The 20,604-nt window shown below is 71.0% G+C and carries 18 protein-coding genes; 13 read left to right on the forward strand and 5 right to left on the reverse strand.

Going from position 1 to position 20,604, the window contains the following annotated elements:
* Positions 1 to 148 precede the first annotated feature (148 nt).
* The 3 genes from WMF19_RS44125 (at position 149) to WMF19_RS44135 (ending at position 3,078) form a co-directional block, all read left to right on the forward strand.
* Positions 149 to 688 carry an RNA polymerase sigma factor gene (locus WMF19_RS44125; protein WP_437796128.1) on the forward strand — a complete coding sequence of 180 codons (540 nt, stop codon included), beginning with the start codon at positions 149 to 151 and terminating at the stop codon, positions 686 to 688.
* Positions 685 to 1,851 carry a tetratricopeptide repeat protein gene (locus tag WMF19_RS44130; protein WP_437895860.1) on the forward strand — a complete coding sequence of 389 codons (1,167 nt, stop codon included), beginning with the start codon at positions 685 to 687 and terminating at the stop codon, positions 1,849 to 1,851. The genes WMF19_RS44125 and WMF19_RS44130 overlap by 4 nt, the downstream gene beginning before the upstream one ends.
* Before the next feature lie 234 nt (positions 1,852 to 2,085).
* Entirely contained in the window at positions 2,086 to 3,078 is a 993-nt protein-coding gene (locus tag WMF19_RS44135; protein ID WP_437895861.1) for a hypothetical protein, read from the forward strand.
* Positions 3,079 to 3,150: 72 nt separating this feature from the next.
* On the opposite strand, the gene WMF19_RS44140 is transcribed toward WMF19_RS44135, so the two are convergent.
* Positions 3,151 to 3,426, reverse strand: a complete 276-nt coding sequence (locus tag WMF19_RS44140; protein ID WP_437895862.1) for a hypothetical protein — start codon at positions 3,424 to 3,426, stop codon at positions 3,151 to 3,153.
* A gap of 46 nt (positions 3,427 to 3,472) precedes the next feature.
* Between WMF19_RS44140 and WMF19_RS44145 the strand changes: the two genes are divergently transcribed.
* The 6 genes from WMF19_RS44145 (at position 3,473) to WMF19_RS44170 (ending at position 12,024) form a co-directional block, all read left to right on the forward strand.
* Positions 3,473 to 4,249 (forward strand): hypothetical protein, encoded by a 777-nt coding sequence (locus tag WMF19_RS44145; protein WP_437895863.1) that lies wholly within the window; start codon positions 3,473 to 3,475, stop codon positions 4,247 to 4,249.
* Positions 4,250 to 4,325: 76 nt separating this feature from the next.
* The gene (locus WMF19_RS44150) at positions 4,326 to 6,392 is read left to right on the forward strand and encodes a PEP/pyruvate-binding domain-containing protein (protein ID WP_437895864.1); all 2,067 of its coding nucleotides are present in this window, start codon (positions 4,326 to 4,328) and stop codon (positions 6,390 to 6,392) included.
* A 79-nt stretch (positions 6,393 to 6,471) separates the two neighbouring features.
* Complete coding sequence (locus tag WMF19_RS44155; RefSeq protein WP_437895865.1) at positions 6,472 to 7,155, forward strand: DUF4956 domain-containing protein; 684 nt, start codon at positions 6,472 to 6,474, stop codon at positions 7,153 to 7,155.
* Between the two features lie 102 nt (positions 7,156 to 7,257).
* A complete protein-coding gene (locus WMF19_RS44160) occupies positions 7,258 to 9,354 on the forward strand; it encodes an HlyD family secretion protein (protein WP_437895866.1) in 2,097 nt (698 codons plus the stop codon).
* Between the two features lie 32 nt (positions 9,355 to 9,386).
* On the forward strand, positions 9,387 to 10,778 hold the full coding sequence (locus WMF19_RS44165) for a TolC family protein (RefSeq protein ID WP_437895867.1): 1,392 nt from the start codon (positions 9,387 to 9,389) through the stop codon (positions 10,776 to 10,778).
* 10 nt (positions 10,779 to 10,788) lie between these two features.
* A complete protein-coding gene (locus WMF19_RS44170; protein ID WP_437895868.1) occupies positions 10,789 to 12,024 on the forward strand; it encodes a CotH kinase family protein in 1,236 nt (411 codons plus the stop codon).
* A 77-nt stretch (positions 12,025 to 12,101) separates the two neighbouring features.
* On the opposite strand, the gene WMF19_RS44175 is transcribed toward WMF19_RS44170, so the two are convergent.
* The 4 genes from WMF19_RS44175 to WMF19_RS44190 form a co-directional block, all read right to left on the reverse strand.
* Positions 12,102 to 12,458 carry a hypothetical protein gene (locus WMF19_RS44175; RefSeq protein WP_437895869.1) on the reverse strand — a complete coding sequence of 119 codons (357 nt, stop codon included), beginning with the start codon at positions 12,456 to 12,458 and terminating at the stop codon, positions 12,102 to 12,104.
* A 111-nt stretch (positions 12,459 to 12,569) separates the two neighbouring features.
* Positions 12,570 to 12,830 (reverse strand): hypothetical protein, encoded by a 261-nt coding sequence (locus tag WMF19_RS44180; RefSeq protein WP_437895870.1) that lies wholly within the window; start codon positions 12,828 to 12,830, stop codon positions 12,570 to 12,572.
* Between the two features lie 273 nt (positions 12,831 to 13,103).
* A complete protein-coding gene (locus WMF19_RS44185; protein ID WP_437895871.1) occupies positions 13,104 to 13,358 on the reverse strand; it encodes a hypothetical protein in 255 nt (84 codons plus the stop codon).
* Between the two features lie 152 nt (positions 13,359 to 13,510).
* Positions 13,511 to 13,795, reverse strand: a complete 285-nt coding sequence (locus WMF19_RS44190; protein WP_437895872.1) for an RNA recognition motif domain-containing protein — start codon at positions 13,793 to 13,795, stop codon at positions 13,511 to 13,513.
* A gap of 539 nt (positions 13,796 to 14,334) precedes the next feature.
* Here WMF19_RS44190 and WMF19_RS44195 point away from each other — a divergent pair.
* The 4 genes from WMF19_RS44195 to WMF19_RS44210 all read left to right on the forward strand — a co-directional run bounded on the left by WMF19_RS44195 (position 14,335) and on the right by WMF19_RS44210 (position 20,301).
* Positions 14,335 to 15,015 carry a methyltransferase domain-containing protein gene (locus tag WMF19_RS44195; RefSeq protein ID WP_437895873.1) on the forward strand — a complete coding sequence of 227 codons (681 nt, stop codon included), beginning with the start codon at positions 14,335 to 14,337 and terminating at the stop codon, positions 15,013 to 15,015.
* Between the two features lie 73 nt (positions 15,016 to 15,088).
* Positions 15,089 to 17,335: a glycosyltransferase gene (locus tag WMF19_RS44200; RefSeq protein ID WP_437895874.1), complete on the forward strand. Its 2,247-nt coding sequence runs from the start codon at positions 15,089 to 15,091 to the stop codon at positions 17,333 to 17,335.
* A 33-nt stretch (positions 17,336 to 17,368) separates the two neighbouring features.
* The gene (locus WMF19_RS44205) at positions 17,369 to 18,763 is read left to right on the forward strand and encodes a DUF362 domain-containing protein (RefSeq protein ID WP_437895875.1); all 1,395 of its coding nucleotides are present in this window, start codon (positions 17,369 to 17,371) and stop codon (positions 18,761 to 18,763) included.
* A 338-nt stretch (positions 18,764 to 19,101) separates the two neighbouring features.
* Entirely contained in the window at positions 19,102 to 20,301 is a 1,200-nt protein-coding gene (locus tag WMF19_RS44210; protein ID WP_437895876.1) for a non-reducing end alpha-L-arabinofuranosidase family hydrolase, read from the forward strand.
* The last annotated feature ends 303 nt before the right edge of the window (positions 20,302 to 20,604 follow it).

The raw sequence follows: 20,604 nt of genomic DNA on the forward strand, positions 1-20,604 counted from the left end.
AGCGATGGACGCTGAGCACGCGCGAGCTCTCTCCAGGCGCCTCGGCCCACTGCCCGAGCCGCTCCTGGCCAGCGCCATGACGCGCCCCGTCCCCGCCCCGCCGCCTGCCTCGTCACCCTCTGTGCCCGTGCCGTCTGATCTCGAACGGATGCGCCGCGCCGGCGCGGGTGACCCGGAGGCCCAGGCCTGGCTCATGACCCACGTGATCTCGCGGGTCCGCCGGATCGCGCGGACGTTCCTCCGCAGCGCGGCCGACGCCGACGACGCCGCGCAGCTCGGCCTGCTCGCGATCCTCGAGAGCGCGTCGAGCTACCGCGGCGAGGCCACCGTCGAGGCCTGGGCCAGGCGCGTCGCCGTCCGGACCATCCTCCGGTACGCCAGGCAGCAGCGCCGGGAAGGCGCGCCCGTGGCCCCGGAGAGCGCTATCGACGACGAGATCGCCCTGGCGCCACATCAACCCCCGTTCGAGGCCCTCCCGCGCGAGGCGCGCGCGTACCTCGACGAGCTGCCGGAGGCGCAGCGCACTGCGATCCTCCTGCACCACGCGCTCGATCACTCCATCGAGGAGATCGCCGGAATGACCGAGGTCAGCCCCGATACGGTCAAGAGCAGGCTGCGCCTCGGGATCGGCGCGCTCCGCAAGCAGGTGCGACAGGACCTCGCCGTCGGCCGGAAGAGAGCATCATGACAGGGACGCAGAAGTCCGAGATCGATCTGGACCTCGTGCCCGCGATCCTCGCCGCGGAGGCGCGCGGCGAGCCGATCCGCCCCGAGGACGCGGAGCTCCTCCGCCGCGCCGAGCAGGACGACCCCGAGCTCCGCAGCGAGGCGCCGCTCTGGGCCGCCATCGGCAGGCTCGGCGACGCGCGCGACGACGGCCGCGAGCTCAGCGACGCCGCCATGCTGCAGCAGGTGCTCGCGCGCGCCCGCCTCGAGCCCGGGGGCGCCCGCCTCGAGCCCCGAGGCGCTCGCGTCGACGCCAGAGGCGCCCGGATCGAGTCCGCGCCCGAGAGCACCGCGAGGCCGCGCACGGCGCCTCGGCCGATGCTGCGGCGAGGGATCGCCGGGTCGCTCGCGGGCGTCGCCGTCGCGGCGACGCTCCTGGCCGCGCTCGCCGCGGAGCTGTTCGATGAGCCTGCGCACGCGCCCCCGCCGGCGCCGAGCGGGAACGAGGCGCTCGATCCGAGCGGCGCGCGGCGCACGGTCCTGAGCCTCCCCACGCTTTCGGTGCCGGAAGCGCCTCCGCCAGGCGCCGGCGCGCCCACCGCCGAGCCCTCACCAGGCGCCGGCGCGCTCTCACCAGGCGCCGGCGCGCCCACCGCCGAGCCGCCGCCCGGCGCCGAGCCGCCGCCCGACACCGGCGCGCCCACCGCCGAGCCCTCGCCCGGCGCCGGCGAGCCCGCGGCCGCCAGCGCCGTCGGGGCCCGGGATCGCGCGCAGCCGCCGCCCAGGCCGCGCGCGGAGGAGCCCGCGACGGGTCCGCAGGCGCTGCTCCTGCGCGCGCAGGCCCAGCTCGGGCAGGGGAAGAGCGCCGAGGCGAACGCCGCCTACCGCGCCCTGCTCGCACAGTACCCGGGGAGCCCCGAGGCGCGCGCGGCCCTGGTGTCGCTCGGGCAGATCGCGCTCCACCAGGGCAAGGCGGCGGAGGCGCTCGGCTATTTCGATCGCTACCTCGCCGGCGCCGGCGGCCCCCTCGCCGCGGAGGCCCGGGTCGGCCGGGTGCAGTGCCTGCGGCGGCTCGGGCGGGCAGCCGACGAGCGCGCGGCCATCGCCGATTTCCTGGCGCGTCACGGCGAGAGCGTCCACGCGCCGCGGCTGCGCGCGCGCCTGTCCGAGCTCGGCGGCGGCTGAGCGCCGGGGCCTGACGCCGGCTCGCTGGCGTCCGCGCGGTGGGGCGCCGGCTCGCTGACGTCCGCGCGGTGGGACGCCGGATCGCCGGCGTCCGCGCGGTGGGGCTTCTTCAAAAAAGATTGACCCCTGATCCCGCCGCGTCGCCACCTGGCCATCGAGATGTCGCAAAACCTTTGCCGAATTGAAAAATTACCTTCACGAAGCGCATGGCGCGCCAGCGTCCTTGGTGGGGTCGTGGCCCTCGCCTCGCTCGCCTGCTCGAGCTCCGTGGACGGCACCAACGACACGTCGGGCTCGGGGGGCTCGGGCAGCTCGGGCAGCTCGGGCGGCTCCGGCGGCTCCACAGGGTCGGGTGAACCGACCGGCGATCCCACGAAGCTCGTCGGCGCCTTCCAGGTGCGCTCGCTGCCTGCTGCCGAGCCGGGTGCGGCGGGCAGCACGTCGGTGATCGGGAAGATCTACGACGGCCCCACGCCCTCGCAGATCGTCTGGGAGATGAAGGCCGAGGAGGGGGGCTGTCAGCTCCTCACGCCGCGCGTCCCGTTCTGCAACGAACCCTGCGGAGGCAGCGCCGTCTGCGTGGAGGACGACACGTGCCAGGCCTACCCGGCCGCGCACAGCGCCGGCGACGTGACGGTGACCGGCTTGAACCTCGAGTCGGGCGCGGCGTCCCTCGTCATGAGCCCCACGGCGAACAACTACCAGCCTCCCGCCGGCACGAAGCTCGGCTACCCGCCCGCCGACGAGGGCCAGGTGGTCCGCTTCGACGCGAGCGGCGATTTCTTCAGCGCCTTCACGGTGGAGGCCAAGGGCGTGAGCCCCCTCGATCTCCTGAACGAGACGATAGCGCTCGAGCCCGATCAGCCCCTGCAGCTCACGTGGACCCCGCCGGGGCAGGCCGACATCGCCAAGCTCCACGTGAAGCTCGACATCAGCCATCACGGGGGCACGAAGGGGATGATCGAGTGCAACGTCGAGGACACCGGCTCGCTCGATATCCCGGCATCACTCGTCAAGCAGCTCCTTGACCTCGGCGTCGCGGGCTTCCCGACGATCATCGTCACGCGCAAGTCCGTGGGCTCCACGACGATCCCGCCCGGCCGGGTCGATCTGGTCGTCTCGTCCCAGATCGAGCAGGCGGTGGCGATCGCCGGGCTCACCTCGTGCAACGACGACTCGCAGTGCCCCGAGGGCCAGACGTGCCAGAGCGATCTCACCTGCAAGTGAGCCTCGCCGATCCGCGGCGCGGCCGACCGTCTAGCTTAACAAGGAAAAGGACACAGAGACCATGACACGCACTTATCGTCCCTTGCTGCTGCCCCTTACCCTCGCTCTGCTCGCCCCTGTGGTCGGCGTCGGCTGCTCCGGTTCGGACTCGGATGTGGGTTCCTCGGGCGACAGCTCGACAAGCACCTCGTCCAGCTCCGGCGGCAACACTTCCTCGTCCAGCTCCGGCGGCAACACTTCCTCGTCCAGCTCCGGCGGCAACACTTCCTCGTCCAGCTCCGGTGGCAACACCACCTCGTCGACCTCCGGCGGTAACACCACCTCGTCGACCTCCGGCGGTAACGCCACCTCTTCCAGCTCCGGCGGCGGGACGACCGAGAAATTCAGCTTCTTCGTGACCAGCCTCGTCGCCTTGCAGGAGCTGTCGGGCTCCCAGGACGGCTTCGGCGGCGATCTCCGCTTCGGAGAGACGGGCCCCGGCGCCGGGCTCCGCGGCGCGGACAAGATCTGCGCGACCATCGCCGAGAAGAGCATGCCCGGCGCGGGGGGCAAGCAGTGGCGCGCCTTCCTGAGCGCCGTCGCAGGGGAGGACGGCAAGCAGGTCAACGCGATCGATCGGATCGGCAACGGTCCCTGGTACGACCGGCTCGGCCGGCTGCTCGCCAACAACAAGGAGGAGCTGCTCAACGACCGCCCCTCCGCGGCCGACCCTGCGATCATCGACGACTTTCCGAACGAGGACGGCGTCCCCAACCACCAGCCCGATCCGAGCCAGTCCGAGGTGGACAACCACGACATGCTGACGGGGACGAACGACAAGGGACAGCTCTACAGCGCGACAGCGACCTGCAAGGACTGGACGGCCAAGTCGGGCGACTCGAGCGAGGGGCGGCCGCGCGTCGGTCACTCGTGGCCCAGGAACTTCGGAGGTGGCGGCTTCCCGACCGGCGGCAGCTCCCCGGCCGGCGGCGGCTTCCCGACCGGCGGCGGCAGCACCGGCGCCGGCCCCGGCGGCAACATCAACATGGCCAACTGGATGTCGTCGCTCGACGAGTCAGGGTGCGCGCCGGGCATCAACCTCCTGGAGCAGGGGGGACCGCTGCCCGGCGCGGTCACCGTCGGGTCCGGCGGCGGCTACGGCGGGTTCTACTGCTTCGCGCTGACACCTTGACACCTTGACGCGGGATTGACGCGGGATGACCGGCGCGCGCCGCTGCGCGGTCAGCTTACTTGTCTCAGGAGGAATCATGTACAAAGGCACTCGCATCACGTCGATCGTCACGCTCGCCTTGCTCGCCGCGGCGCTCCCGGGCGCGTGTGGCGGCAGCGGCACGGACGACCCCGGCGTGACCGGAGAGGTCTGCGAACGCAAGAACGCCGATGAATCGACGGAGTTCCTGAAGCGCATCGGGTGCGCCGCGGACTTCGAGGCCCTCGCGTCGCAGCCCATCGACGCCACCTTGCCCGGCGCGCGATCGGTCAAGGTCGTGCTGGATCAAGCCGACAAGAACGCGCTGTATTTCCAGAACAGCGTTCTCTACCTGATCCACTACGACTTCGTGTCATCGCACCTCTCCGGCGACGCGCTGCCCCTCGTCCCGCCCCTCGCCGAGTTCAACGCGACCGAGTACTTCACGCCGGATCGCCGCTTCGTCCTCGGCGCGGTGACGCACTACGAGGGTCCAGACGTGTGGGCCCTCGAGCTCTCCCCCTACGACACCGCGTCCGCGGACATGATCACCACCCTGTTCAAGGCGGTCAAGGCGGCCTCCTTCTTCGGGTCGAAGCTCGCCTTCCACCCGACGTCGGAGGCCGTCGCGGCCGAGGCGAAGAAGCTCCCCTCCGACATCCCCGTGGTCAGCACCGGCGATCTCTACGCCGGGATCGACTACCAGCCGCTCTCGCTGGGCACGGCGGTGGGTCGGCTCCACTTCGCGAAGGCGGCGGACCTCGACTCGGAGTACCTGTCCCACCAGGACATCGTCGTCCTCGACGAGGCGCCCAACGACATCTCGGTCGTCCAGGGGATCATCACCGAGGAGTTCCAGACGCCGCTCTCGCACGTCAACGTGCTCTCCCAGAACCGGCGCACCCCCAACATGGGGCTGCGCAACGCCATGAGCCGCCCCGAGCTGCTCGCGCTGAAGGACAAGCTCGTCGAGCTCACCGCGGGGCCGCTGTCCTGGAGCGTCCGCGAGGTCACCGAGGCGGAGGCCGAGACGTTCTGGGAGGCGCACAAACCCACGCCCGTCACGCTCCCCGAGCTGGATCTGACGGTCACCGATCTGCGCGACATCGAGGAGGTGACCCCCGATCCGCCGGAGGGCGAGCCGCTCCGGGACGCGATCAAGCAGGCCGTGCTCGCCTTCGGCGGCAAGGCGGCCCACTACTCCATCCTGGCCAGGCTCCCCGAGGTCCCCATCCTGAAGGCCTTCGCGATCCCGGTGTACTACTATGACCAGTTCATGAAGCAGAACGGGTTCTACGAACAGATCGACGCGCTGCTCGCCGACCCGAAGTTCAACACCGACGCCGCGGCCCGCGACGAGCAGCTGAAGGCGCTCCGCGACGCCATGAAGAGCGCGCCCATCGACGCCGAGTTCCAGGAGCTCCTCAGGGCGAAGATCGAGGCGGACTACCCCGGGCACCCGATGCGCTTCCGCACCAGCACGAACAGCGAGGATCTCGACGGGTTCCCGTGCGCCGGCTGCTACGACTCGAACACCGGCGATCCGACGGACTGGGAGGATGTCCTCGACGCCATCCGCAAGACCTACGCGAGCGCCTGGAAGCTGCGCACCTTCGACGAGCGCACCTATTACGGCATCGATCACCGGACCATCGGGATGGCCTTGCTCGTGCACCACAATTTCCCGTCCGAGGAGGCGAACGGCGTGGCCGTGACCAACAACCCGTTCGACACGGCAGGGGTCCAGCCCGCGTTCTACGTCAACGTGCAGAGCGGCGGTGACGTGGAGGTGGTCGCCCCGCCCGCGGGCGTGACGAACGACGCGTTCCTCTACTTCTTCAACCAGCCGAACCAGCCGGTCACCTACCTGACCCACTCGAGCCTCATGCCGGAGGGCCAGACCGTCCTCTCGACGGCGCAGGTCCATCAGCTCGGCGTGGCGCTCGACGCCATCCACGAGCGGTTCTCCCCCGCTTATGGGCCCGCGAGCGGCAACGACGGCTGGTACGCGATGGACGTGGAGTTCAAGTTCGACGACGACGCGAACCCCGACGAGCCGCCGACGCTCTACATCAAGCAAGCGCGCCCCTACCCTGGCCGCGGCGCCGCCTCCGAGGCGCCATGACGCGGACGCGCGTGGATTGCGTGGATGGGGATCGGCGCGCGCCGCGCCCGGCGATCGCCCCGGGAAAGAGCGGCTCGCCGTGATAGACTGGCTCGGATGGGTCACCCAGGGGAGCGCCATGGACTTCCGCAAGGCGGTCGTGGCGCTCCTGCTCGCGTTCGGGCTCGGCCAGGGGGTCGCGCTCGTCTACATGGCCACATTTCGCGGGCTCTCCTACTCCCGCTCATCCGTGCACAGCATGGCGATGGGCAGCGTCATCACCTGCATGCTGATGCTCGCCGTCGGCAGCAGCATCGCCGCCGGCATCGGCGTCGCCGTGGGCCTGAGCGCGGTCCGGTTCCGCACGACCATGCGCGATCCCCGCGACATCATGTTCGTCTTCGCGGCGCTCGGCGTCGGCATCGCCTGCGGGCTCCAGGCGGTCGGCGCGGCCCTCGGCGGGACCGCGATCTTCGCCGCCGGAAGCGTGCTCCTCCATTTCTCCGGCTGGGGCTCGCGACGACAGCCGGATGGCCTGGTCCGCTTCACCGCGCCCGTCGGGCCCGAGGTGGACGACGCGCTCGCGAAGGTGCTCCGCGCGCACTGCCGGACCTTCTCGCTGGTGACCCTCCGGGAGGCTGCGCAGGGGACCGCGATGGAGCATGCTTACCAGATCACCGTCCTCGCGCCCGATCTGCGCTCGGCGCTCGTCGCGAAGCTCCAGGCCATCCCGGGCGTGCAGGACGTCTCTCTCATGCTTCAGGAGCCGACGCTGGATCTCTAGCGGCCGAGGTCCATCGCGGAGGATGCCTGTCGGTCACGCCCTCGCGGGCCCTCTCGCTTCGTTGACACAGCCGCCGTCGTCATCACCGCGCAAGGATCATCGATGTACAGCTACCAGCGACTCCGCTCGGCGCTCCAGGACGCCACCCCCGCGATCACCTTCGTGCTCACGCTCGGAGCCGCCCTGTGGCTCCACCTGGGCAGCGGCCCGCGCGGGCGGGTCTTCGGCTTCGCGGAGGCGCTGCCCGAGGTGCTCTCGCCGGTCGAGACCGCCCGGGTGGCCTCCGTCGAGGTGAGCGTCGGCGAGGAGGTCGAGGCCGGGCAGATCATCGCGACGCTGGACACCTCGGTGATCGACGCCGAGATCGCCGTCGCCAAGGCGGAGAAGGCCCAGGTCGAGGCCGATCTGCAGATGGAGTTCGCCGTCCTCGAGCAGGAGCTCGACACGAACCGCGAGACGGTCGAGCGCCACCTCGCCATCCACCGCGAGGAGCAGCGCCGGGCGGTCGCCGAGGCGAAGGTGCTGGACAGCGAGATATCGAGGGTGAAGGCGCTCGTCGAGAACCGACAGGCGGTGCTCGACGACCTGACGAAGCTCGATCTGCAGCAGGCGACGGTCACGGCGATCGCGAGCGAGAAGCCGCGGACGCTGAGCATGCTCACAGAGCAGCTCAAGGCGACCGAGCGGCGGCGGAACGGCCTCCGGGATCGGACGTCGGGGCTGGCGGCGAAGCTCGACGCGGACGTGCGCGTCGCGACCGAGAACATCGCGATGCTCGAGCAGCGGCGCGCGAGCTACGTGCTGCGCGCCGCGAACGCGGGGCGCGTCATCTCCATCGACAGGCAGCCCGGCGACGTGGTCCCGGCCGGGATGCCCCTGGTGCAGCTCCTGAGCGCGCGCACGGGCGCGCGCGCGCTGGCCTGCGTCCCCGAGCGCTTCGCCCTCGGCGTCAACGACGGGGACACGGCCGAGCTCTACATCCGGGGCCAGCTCGGCGACGCGATCCCGGGCACGGTCGTCGCCGTGGGGCCGCTCGTCGCGCAGCTCCCCCCGCGCTGCTGGCCGACGCCGGAGCTGCCGGCGTGGGGCCGCGTCGTCACCATCGCGCTGGACGCGCCGATGGCGCTCGTCCCCGGTCAGGCCTTCGACATCACGTTCGACGCGCGCCGCGGCGCGGCCCCCGCCCAGCCGCCGCCGAAGCCCACCTCCACCGCGCCGAAGGCCGGGGCCGCGCCGAAGGCCGGCGCGGTCGCGTCGCAGTCCCCCATGAAGGTGCCCCCGACCCTGGCAAGCCGGACGCGCTTCGAGCCGTCCGGCGTCCTCGCGCGCCCCGGCGAGTCGCGGTACCTCATCGTCAGCGACGACACGGGCCACGAGCAGAACGAGGGCGTGCCGTGGCTCTTCGCGATGTCCGCGAGCGGCGCCGTCGCCGCGGAGCCGGTGCCGGTGAGCGGCGTCGACGAGGTGAACGACCTCGAGGGGATCGCGGCCGGGGACGCGGGCGAGATCTACCTCCTGTCGTCGCAGAGCTACAGCAAGAAGGGGAAGCGCAAGCCGGAGCGGACCGCGCTCCTCCGCGTCCGCCAGGACGGCCAGGGCTTCCGCGTCGACGGCGAGATCCACCTGGCCGAGGTCCTCGACGCGGATCCCGCGCGCGCCGCGGCGCTCGGCCTCCCCGAGGGGACGCGGGCGCTCGACATCGAGGGCCTCGCCTTCCGGCAGGGCGCCCTGTACCTCGGGCTGAAGGCGCCGCTCGACGCTCAGGGCAACGCGATGATCTGGCGGGTCGGCTCCCCGGGCGCGCTGTTCGGCGGGGAGGTCGAGGCCGCGAGCGCGAAGAAGAAGGAGCGGACCGCGGCCGAGGCGGCGCGCTTCGACGCGGCCCGCGTCGCGCTGTGGGCGCGCGCGCGCGTCGACGTGGAGGTCGCCGGGAAGCCCACGCCGGGCGGCATCTCGGAGCTCGTCTTCATGCCGGACGGCGCGCTCGCCATGACGTCCACGCCCTCGACGGCGGACGGCGACGCCGGCGCGCTGTGGCGCGTGGATAGCCCCGAGGGCGGCGTCCTCTCGCCGCGCCTCGTCCAGCGGTTCCCGGGGCTCAAGCCCGAGGGGATCACGCCGTCGCTCACGCCGGGCGCGCTGACGATCGTGTTCGACGCCGCCACGCCCTCGTTCCAGGAGCTCTCGTGGGGCCAGTGAGCCAGCGCCGCCGCCGCGCGGCGATCCCCGTCATGTTGATTTGCGCGGCCCTCTCGGGCTGCTCTGCCCCGCCGAGGCCGGCGGCGTCCGACCGCGCGATCGCCCTCTACCGCGAGGGCCGCGCGTCCGCCGGCCCGCCGGCGCCCGGCCGCGCGGGCCCGGGCGCGCGCCCTGGCCCGTCCAGCGCGGCGCCGCTCGCGATGACCGTGGAGGACGCCGTCGCCTGGGCGAGGGACCACAGCGCCGAGCTCGCCGCGCAGAGCGCCCGCGCCGAGGCGGCCGCGGCGCAGGTCGACGCGGAGGACCATTTCGATAACCCGGAGCTCCGCATCACGAACGTCGATCTCGAGCGCATCCTCGAGCGCCGGCCGAGGGTGAGCACCGCGCTCCGCTTCCCGGTGACCCGCCCGGGCGAGGTCGACGCGAACGTCGCGGCCGCGCGGGTGGACGAGGCCAAGGCGCTCGCCGAGGCGCGCGAGGTCGAGATCGCCCTCGAGGCCGACGTCCGGTCGCTGTTCGACGAGGTGCTCCTCTTCGACGCCGAGATCGAGGCCGCCGACGCGGTGGCCGAGGCGCGCCGGTCGCTCGCCACCTGGATGAAGGGGCAGCTCGCCGCCGCGCGGACGACGGCGGTCGACGAGGCGATGACGGAGCTCACCGCCGTCGACGCGGAGCAGGACGGCGTGGATCTGCGCGCGCAGCGGAGCGCGGCGCTCGCGGCGCTCCTCTCGCGCATGGGGCTCGATCCCGCGGTGCCCGTGCGCCTCATCGGCGCGCCGAAGGGCGCGTGGCCTCCCCCGGAGCTCCCCACGGAGGCGGAGGCCGTCGAGCTCGCGCTCAAGCGCCGGCCCGAGATCGAGCTCGCGGCGGCGCAGGGCGACGCGGCGGACGCGGCGCTCCACGCCGAGCGCGCCGCGCGGTGGCCGTGGCTCTCCTTCGTCGAGGTCGGCTACGAGTTCCGGCCCGAGAGCGTGCTCGGCCGCGCGTGGACGTTCGGGCTCGGCGTCGAGCTGCCGGTGTTCGACACGCACCGCGCGGCCACCGTGGCGGCGGACACGGCCCGCAAGGCGGAGCAGCGCGCGCTCGGCGCCGCGGTCGAGCTCGTGACGCGCGAGGTGCGGACGAGCCTGAGCGAGGCCCAGGCCACCCGGGCGCTCGTGACCGAGCTCCGGCGCCGGATGACCCCCGCCGCCGAGCGCGCGGGCGCCGAGGCGCAGCGGGCGATCGAGGGCCGCAACGTCGACGTGGGGCGGGCGCTCGAGGTCGACGAGCGCCGCGTGCGCCTGGAGCTCCGGCTGATGCGCTTCGTGCGCCGCTACTGGACCGCGGTCGGCGAGCTCCGCCACGCTGTGGGCGGCCGGCTCCCCGCCGAGGCGGGCCACCCTGGCCGGACTACGGAGTCCAGGAGCGATGCTCAACAGTAGGCCGCGATCGATGAGATCCCTTCATGCGTCCGCGGTCCTCGCGCTCGTCGCGGCGAGCCAGGGCGGCTGTGTGCCCCTCGACCCGGGCAGCGACGTCGTCTTCGATCGGGCGGCGCTGCACGAGATCGCGATCACCGTCGATGAGGCCCACCTGGGGCAGCTCCGCACGAACCTCGACGACCGCGCCCCGTGCACCATCGTCTACGACGGCGAGGTCGTCAGCGGCGCTGGCATCCGGCAGAAGGGCAACTCGGCCGTGGATCTGTCCGAGAAGCCGAGCTTCAGCGTCAAGCTCGACGAGTTCGACGAGGAAGCGAACCTACACGGGCTCAAGAAGCTCCTGCTGAACAACTCCAAGCAGGACCCGACGTTCCTGCGCGAGCAGATCGGCGAGGAGCTGCACGACCGCGCCGGCGTGCCCGCGGCGCGCACCGCGCACGCGGTGGTGAGCCTCAACGGCGTGGACCAGGGGATCTACGTCGTCACCGAGGCCATCGACAAGCGGTTCCTGCGGCGGCACTTCGGCGAGGTGAACGACGAGGGCGTGCTCTACGAGGGCCCGTGCTGCGGCGACTTCGCCGAGGACGTCGACGCCGTGGAGCTCGACAGCGGCGATGACGGCGGCGGGGCGGAGCTCCGGTCTCTCGCCGCCGCCATCCAGGACGCGCCGGACGAGCAGCTCGCCGCGGAGGTGAGCGAGCGCCTCGACCTGGATCGGTTCCTCACGAGCTACGCCCTCGAGGCGCTGCTCGGCCACTGGGACGGCTATGCCTACCGGGCGAACAACTATTATCTCTACGAGAACCCGGCCGACGGGCGTTTCGTGTTCATCGCCCACGGGATGGACCGCATCCTGGACGACCCGCATTTCGACACCGAGACGGAGCCCGTCGCCGTGCTCCCGCGCCGGATCCGCGAGATCCCGGCGCTCGACGAGCGGTATCGCGCCGAGCTCGCCCGCGTCGTGAGCGCGGCGTGGGACGAGGGCGCCGTGCTCGCGGCCATCGATCGGGCGGAGCAGGTGCTCGGCAAGGCCGTCGCCGGCGCCGGCGCCGCGACCCGAGGCGACCTGAGCGCGTTCAAGGCGCACGTGGGCGCCCTGCGCAGCGATCTGAAGCTGCGACGCGCGCTGGTCGATCCCGCGATCGTCTGCGGCGACGGCGACGTCGCGGGGCTCGAGACGTGCGATGACGGCAACACGGCGGGTGGCGACGGGTGCAGCGCGAGGTGCCGCGTCGAGCCTTGACGGGAGGCGAGCTCGGGCCTCAGCCCTGCAGCCGCGCTGAGCCGGATCCTCGGATTGGCATCCGAGCGCGACGGCGCTCAAACACTACCGCTCACCTTCGCAGCGCGGGTGCTGCCGTCGAACGATGACTCGATCGTATACAGCGCTCCATGGAAGGAGATGCTCCCGTCCTCGCTCAAGCTCCCGCCGCGCAGCACGTTGGCGGCGCTCTCGTACAGAAGAAAGGGCGCGAGGCCGACGGGCAGCTCGCGAGCGATCGTCCACGTGCCCTCCGCGCCGCCAGAGGCGATCACGAGGTACTGCTGAGCGCCGGACGCGTCGACGAGCACGCCGAGCGTCGAGCCGCTCCGGTCGCGGGACGTCGCGCGGAAGTTGAGGTGGGCAGCGGTGGCGAGCAAGGCGGCGGAGGTGACGGGCTTCTGGGAGGTATACATAGCTGTGTTGCACGACTCGGTTGCTAGCTCTGCGACAAGTTCACGGTCCCGCGTCATGCCGGAGATGGGTGCTGTCCTCGCTTCCGGCCGCCACGGTCCAGCCTCTCACTCTCACGGACCGAACCCGTCGCCCGAACTCTTCGGCGAGCTCTTTGGCTGCCAGAAGAGTCCATCGTACTTCCGGGGAGATCCCGAGCGGTCCAGCCGCTGGAACGTCTCGCCCAGCTTGAGGTTCCGCTGGCGGTCGCGATCGAACGGGCCGTGAGGGCCGTCCGCCGGCTCGTACCTGGCCTCGCTCCTCCCGTGCACCTGGAAGCGCCAGCAGAGCGTCTGTTCCACGCCATCCACGACCCGCGATAAACACGCTTTCATGGCGACCACTTTCCTCGCGCTCAGCCGCACGAACGCGGGAGGCACGCCGTGCGCGTGCTTCCGGATGTGCTTGCAGGAGCTGCTTCGAGCCGCTCTTTACAGCCTAGCCTGTCGCTCGAGCCCAACGGGTCCAGGCGGCATCTCTATCGACTTCGCGATCAGCTTTCACTGCGCGAGAGTCATCATGTACCAGAGAACGAGCCGCGGCACCACGAAAGTCGATAAACCAGAGGTCGATCTCGTCAATGGGGGGCTTTTTCGCGATCCTGCGCTTCAGGTATCAGCGGCCAGAGACGACCGTGCCCCCGCGGCAGGCGCGGCCGCGGGCTCCAGGCGAGCGGCCTGATAGCTCGGGTCGACCTCGGACCAGCGCGCGCGACGCACCGGCAAGCTCGGGCTCATTGAGGGCTCGTGGCGGTCGTCCTGGGAGAGCTCGCCGAGCATCACGCTATCGAGGGCCAGCGTGTCGCGCGAGCCGTCGTCGTCGTTGAAGCCACCGTCGCCGCAGCGGTGGCCGCACCAGCTCACGATGGCGCCGCGCGGCGGCCCATGGTCCAGCGGCCCCCTCTCCTGGCGCGGCGCTCGCGCGCACCGGCGTGCGGCCCGGGCGTCTCGAAGACAAAATAAACGCGGCGGGCCTTCATGGCCCGCCGCGATGTTACGACGCGACGAAGGGGCGATCAGTAACGACCGCGACCGCCGCCGCCGCCGCCTGCCGGACGCTCCTGCGCCTCGTTCACCTTGAGCGAGCGCCCATCGAGCATCATGCCGTTGAGCTGCGAGATGGCGCTGTTCGCCGCCTGGGCCGAGCCCATCGTGACGAACGCAAACCCGCGCGGCTGGCCGGTCTCCCGATCGGTCGGCATCGAGACCTCGCGGACCTCGCCGCTGCCGGCGAACGCGGCCTCGAGGGACTCGCGGGTGGTGCTGTACGAGAGATTGCCGACATAGAGACGATTACCCATGACACGTTACTTTCACGGCTTGCAGCTGCGCTCGTGAGCGCTCTTCGCCTGCCATTCGATGAAGCCGTCGCGGTTCGAACGGAGGCGTGCCGCGCAGCGAACCCGCGCAGGCACACGGTGCGTCGTCCAGTCATCCGCGCGAGCAACGATCTCCCTCGCGTGGAGGGAGAGAGAACGCATCGTGTCGAGAGCCAGTGACGTCGTGAGGGGCCCAAGCTACTCCCTTGGGGCACCAACAGCAAGGAGTGTCTCCGCAATCTTTTTTCTTTCCGCCCGCAGCGGCAACCAGCGCGAGCACGCGACCACGCGACCACGCGAGGCGTCCGGGGGTGCTCAACAGCGTCTCCCGGCGGACCTGCTCGATGCGCGCTGCACCGCACCGTCAGCGGCCTCTCACACGACTAGGGAGCCACCACGGCGGCGACCAGGCGGATCGCCGCCTCGACGTTCACGTCGGAGGATGACCGCGCGGTCACATCGGCGGGCGCCGAGCGGTCGCCGGGGTGAGGCTCCGCCGCCCCCGTGCTATGGGCCCGGCCATGGCGAACGCCGCCGGCGACATCGACGTGGAGGCGCTGAACGACCGCCTCGCCCGAGAGCACCCGATCGACGACTACTACGACCGCGCCCCGCTGCCGATCCGGCTCATCGAGCGCGAGCGGCTCGCCATCATCCGCGGCATGCTCGGCGACTGCGCCGGGCTCGACCTCGCGGAGGTCGGCTCGGGCGGCGGGCACGTGCTCCGGATGTTCCCGCGGGCCCGCATCACGGCGATCGACGTCTCCGATGTCTTCCTCGGCACCGCGCGCAATAACCTCGCGGGCTACGACGCCCGCTTCCTCAAGGGCGAGGTCGACAAGCTCGACCTCCCCGCCGCGAGCTTCGATCGCATCGTCTGCACCGAGGTCCTGGAGCACACCGTGGATCCCGCCGCCGTCCTCGCGGCCATCGCGCGCCTCTTGCGCCCCGGCGGCGTGGCCGCGATCACGGTGCCGAACGACCCGCTCATCGCGCGGCTGAAGGGCATCGTCCGCCGCACGCCCGTCGGCTACCTCCTGCGGGATCGCATCCAGTGGGGCGGGGACGCGTACCACCTGCACCAGTGGACTCCCGACGAGTTCGTCCGCCTCCTCGACCGCCATTTCCGCGTGACCGAGCGCCGCGCGGCGCCGCACGGCGCGCTGCCGATCCGCGCGTGCTTCCGCTGCGTCCCCCGGTGACCGCTCCCGCGCGCCCGGGCCGCCCCTCGCCCTGCTGCGGTGTCTCCTTCAAGGCAAGATAGGCGAACACACCATGTCCGAACCCCGAACCGAGCTCGCTCCGGACGCGCCGATCGAGCTCTCCGTCCTCGTGCCCTGCCTCAACGAGGAGCTGAACATCCCCGAGCTCACCGACCGCGTCCTCGGCGTCTTCCGCGAGGGGGCGCTCGCGGGCGAGCTCATCCTCGTCGACGACGGCTCGACCGACGGCACCGCCACGACGATCCGCGCGCTCATGGCCGCGCACCCCGGGCTCGTCGTGGGGTGCTTCCACCCGCAGAACCGCGGCATCACGGCGGCGTGGCGCACCGGCGCCGCCGCCGCGCGCGGCAAGCTCGTCGCCACCATCGACGCCGATCTCCAGTACCAGCCCGAGGACCTCCTGCGCCTCCGGCGCGAGCTCTACGAGCACAGCGTCGATGTCGTCCAGGGCTGGAGGAGCGCCGTCGGGCGCCGCAGGGACCGCCGGTACCACCTGAGCCGCGGGCTCAACCACCTCTTGAACACCACCTTCGGCATGTCGCTCCACGACAACAAGAGCGGCTTCGTGATGTGCGCCCGGGAGGTGTTCCAGGATCTCTTGACGTACAAGGGCAGCTATTTTTACTGGCAGTCGTTCATCCTGGTCGCCGCCCACGCCAAGGGCTACTCCTACAAGGAGGTCGAGACGCTCTTCGAGCAGCGGCGGCAGGGCGTCTCCTTCCTCGATCAGGCGGCGGCGCGCGCCGTGGTCAAGTCGTTCTACGACCTCGGCAAGGCCGCGTGGGAGTACCGCGTGGACCGGATCCCGCCGGACGTGGCCACGCAGTATCTCCGCCGCAATCCGGTGGTCGACCGCTCGCCGGAGCGCGATCCGCTCTCCACGGCGAGGTGGCGCGCGTACCTGGCCGCGTTCAACCACACCCACTGGATGATCACGCGCGACGTCGAGCACTACTACGAGACGCTGCGCAGGACGCAGTGGCTCACGCCGGCGCAGACCCGCGAGCTCCAGGACGAGAAGCTCAGGCGGCTGCTCCGCCACTGCTACCGCAACGTGCCCTACTACCGCGCTCGCATGCAGGAGCTCAAGCTCCGGCCCGAGGACATCCGCGGCCAGGAGGACCTCCACAAGCTGCCGTTCCTCACCAAGGCGGATATCCGGCGCCACCTCTACTTCGACATCATGTCGGAGAACCACGACAAGTCGCAGGTCCTCAAGATCACGACGAGCGGCTCCACCGGCGAGCCCTTCGTCTGCTACGCGGACCGGGCTCAGCTCGAGTTCCGCTGGGCGGCGACGCTCCGGGCCCAGGAGTGGACGGGCTACCGCTTCGGCGACCCCACGGTGCGGCTCTGGCACCAGACGATCGGCATGACGAAGTGGCAGGCTGCCCGCGAGCGCGCGGACGCCGTCCTGTCGAACCGGACGTTCATCCCGATCTTCGAGCTCTCCGACGACAACCTGGGAGAGATGATCGCGAGGATCGCCGGCGCGCGGCCTGTGCTCATGGATGGCTACGCCGAGGCGCTCGATTTCCTGGCCCATTACGTCAAGAGCACCGGAAAGGTCGCGGCCCGGCCGCGCGCGATCATGTCGAGCGCGCAGACGCTGCCGCTGCCGAGCCGCCGGCTCATCGAGGAGGCATTCGGCTGCAAGGTCTTCGACAAGTACGGCAGCCGCGAGTTCTCGGGCATCGCGTACGAGTGCGACGCGCACGAGGGCCACCACGTGGTGGCCGAGGGGTACATCGTCGAGGTCCTGCGCGACGGGCGCCCCGCCGAGCCGGGGGAGATCGGAGAGGTCGTGATCACCGATCTCAACAACTTCTGCATGCCGTTCGTCCGCTACCGCATCGGCGATCTCGCCGAGGCGATGTCCCCGTCCGCGCCGTGCCCCTGCGGCCGGGGGGCGACGCGCGTCGGCCGCATCGAGGGGCGCGTCCAGTCCATCATCCGGGGGACGGACGGGCGCTATCTGCCCGGCACGTTCTTCGCGCACTACCTCAAGGAGTTCGATTACGCGATCAAGCGCTTCCAGGTGGTGCAGGAGGAGCGCGACGCCATCACGTTCCGCGTGGTCAAGGGCGGGCGGTTCTCGCAGCAGGTCCTGGACGAGGTGCTCGCGACGTTCCGCCATCACCTCGGCGAGCGGATGCGCATCGACGTCGAGTTCGCCGACGACATCGCGCTCGTCCGCACGGGCAAGCACCTCGCGAGCGTCTCGCGCCTCAACGTCGATTTCCAGCGCGCCGCGCCGGCCGAGATCCTCTCGCCCGGCCCGAACGGCGCGGGCGCTTGACCGGGGGCCCCGATGACAGCGACGAGCCGCCGCGTGGTGACGGTCTCTCGGCCGGGCGTGAGCTACGGGGGCAGCGCGCCCTACGGCCCGCCGGGCGCCGTCTACGAGGCCGTCGAGGCGCTCTTCCGCCGGCTCGGCCTCGACGCGGCCCGCGCCGGCACGCCCGCGTGGAACCCGCTCGGCGACCTGATCGCGCCGGGGGACCGCGTCGTCGTCAAGCCGAACCTCGTCTCCTCGAAGAACCTTCACCAGAAGATCACGGGCGAGCGGCTCGCCGCCTCAAGCACCCACGGCTCGCTGCTCCGGCCCGTGCTCGACTACGCCCTTCGCGCCGCCGGCCCGCGCGGGAGGGTGCGCGTCGTCGACTCCCCCGTCGAGGGCTGCGAGATCGAGAAGGTCGCCGGCCCGCTCGGCATCTTCGACGTCATCGATCACCTGAAGGCCCAGGGGCACGACGTCGATTTCATCGACCTGCGGTATTTCCGGATCGCGCCTGTGTTCGCGCTCGACGACGTGCGCCGCTTCGGCCGCTCGTGGAACCTCGGCCTGCTCCTCCGCCGCCGCCTGCCCGGCGATCCGCGGGGCTACCGGGTCGTCGATCTGGGCTCGAGCAGCTTCTTCGCCGGCGCGGGCGCCCCGCGCGGCGCTGCGCTCCGCTTCCACCGCAGCCATTACGCGACGCCGGTGCCGCACCACACGGGGCAGCGGCACGAGTACAGCATTCCCCAGACGCTCCTCGACGCGGATGTCGTCATCAACCTCCCCAAGCTGAAGACGCACAAGAAGACGGGTATCACGCTGTCGTTGAAGAGCGTGATCGGCCTGACGAACGAGAAGTACTGGCTCCCGCACTTCACCGAGGGCGATCCATCGATCGGCGGCGACGAGTTCGATCGGCCTCAAGGCCTCGGAGAAGCGGTGGAGAACAAGCTCAGCCGGCTCCCGCTCCCCGGCGATCACTCGCTCGTCGCGCGCGCGCCGCGGCTCGGGGCGCCGCCGAAGGTCATCGACGGCAGCTGGGAGGGGAACGACACGCTCTGGCGGACCATCCTGGATCTCAACCGCATCCTGTTCTTCGCGGACCGCGGCGGCGCGCTGCGCGGGGAGCCGCAGCGGCGGTACCTGACGATCGTGGACGGCATCGTCGCCGGCGAGGGCGAAGGGCCGCTCGGGGCGACGCCGGTGCGCGCAGGGCTCCTGATCGGCGGGTTCGATCCGGGCCTCGTCGACGCGATCGCCTCGCAGGCGATGGGCTTCGATCCGGCGCGGATACCGCTCGTGCGGGAGTCGCTGGGCGGGGTGCTGCTCCCTGGCAGTCGCCTCGACGAGGTCGAGCACGTCGTCGACGGGCCCGCGCCGACTTACCGGTTCAAGCCGCCCCGCAGCTGGCCGTCGCTGCTCCCCGGCATGGCCGGCGCGGCGGCGTGACGGGAAGAATCCAGTCTGCGTCCCTGTGACACCGCCGCCGGCCGCCGCTGCGCCCCCATCGGGATCGAGGATGGACCGCGCGCCGGTTTTTGATTGACGACGACAATGTGAACGTTCACAATTTGGTCTCCGGGTATCCTTCTGCTTTGCCCTGGGTAGGCCGTCATGCGCCCCGGCTTCTCGTCCTCATGCGCGTTCACCCTGGCGGTCGGGCTCTGAGGAGCTCGATGGCCCGATTGGGCATCCCTCTGGAGACTAGCATGATCACTCACCTCGATTTGCCCTGCCACGCTCTGGCTCCGTGCCGTTCCCTCCTTCGTCTCTCTGCTCTCGGCTGTGTGCTCGCGGCGCTCGCCGGCTGCAGCGGCGGCACGACCGACGACCAGCCCTCCCCTGATGGGACGGGTGGTTCGGAGGATCCGGTGACGGGCGCCAGCAGTACGACGGGCGCCAGCAGTACGACGGGCACCGGCGGGAGCACTGGTACGTCGAGCTCCGTCGGGAGCGGGGGAAGCGGTACGACGGGTACCGGCGGGAGCACGTCGGCCTCGGGGACCGGCGGCAGCGGCGGCGATCCAGGGGACGGTGGTGGAGGCGCAGGCGGCTCCCCGCCGACCTGCGACTTGCCCACCACGTTCAAGTGGAAGTCGGGGCCTCCGGTGATCAGCCCCAAGCCGCCTGCCGGCCGCAGCTGGGCATCCGTCAAGGACCCGACGATCGTGTTCTTCGAGAACAAGTACCACGTGTTTGCCACCGTGTTCGACACCACGTCGGGCAACGGCGGATGGCAGTCCATGTACTCGAACTTCACGGACATCCCTCAGGCGAACGCCGCTGAGCAGCACTACATGGCGAGCTGGCCCACCGGCAGCACGGTCGCGCCCCAGGTCTTCTATTTCCAGCCGCACAAAAAGTGGTACCTCATCTACCAGTGGAACGGCCGGTACTCGACCAACGATGACATCAACAACATGAACGGCTGGAGTCGGCCCCAAGGGCTGCTCCGAGGCGAGCCGAACGGCGCGCTGGACTTCTGGAACATCTGCGACGACAAAAACTGCTACCTCTTCTTCTCGCGGGACGACGGAAAGCTCTACCGCTCCAAGGTCAGCATCGACAAGTTCCCGAATTACGACGGTTACGAGACCGTCATGTCGGCCCCCAGCGCGAGTCTCCTGTTCGAAGCCAGCAACGTCTACAAGGTGGATGGGTCGAACAAGTACCTGCTCATGGTGGAGGCGTACGACAACAGCCCTCGCTTCTTCAGGTCGTGGACGTCCGAGAGCCTCGACGGCCCCTGGGCTCCCCTGGCGGACACCAAGCAGAACCCCTTCGCCGGCCCTGCCAACGTGACATACGAAGGCCAGGACTGGAGCGACGACATCAGCCACGGCGAGCTGATCCGCTCCGGGCACGACGAGAAGATGACCATCGACCCGTGCGACCTGCGGTTCCTCTACCAGGGCAGAGATCCGAAAGTCGGGGGTGATTACGGCAAATTGCCCTACAGGCTCGGGATGTTGACGCTCCAGAAGTAGCTCCGCTCCCCTCCAGTTGTGGTTTTACCACCCCGGTAAGCCTGGCGGCCGCTCGGGCCGCCAGGCGGACCCGTGGGCTGGCTCGGCTATCCGGACGAGAAGATCCGCTCGGGCATGCCGCGATCGCTCGAGCGCTCGAGCCGCTCGGCATCGGCGTCGCGAGCGGCGAACACTGTCACCTGCACGAGCACTTCGTCGACCCCTGTGTGGTGCGCGGCGGGCGCTACCTCGCCCCCACGGCGCCAGGCACATCGATCACCATGAAGGCCGACTCGCTCGCGGCGCACACGTTCCCCGGCGGGC

The sequence above is a fragment of the Sorangium sp. So ce124 genome (assembly GCF_051525235.1).
GTDB classification, from domain to species: domain Bacteria; phylum Myxococcota_A; class Polyangia; order Polyangiales; family Polyangiaceae; genus Sorangium; species Sorangium atrum.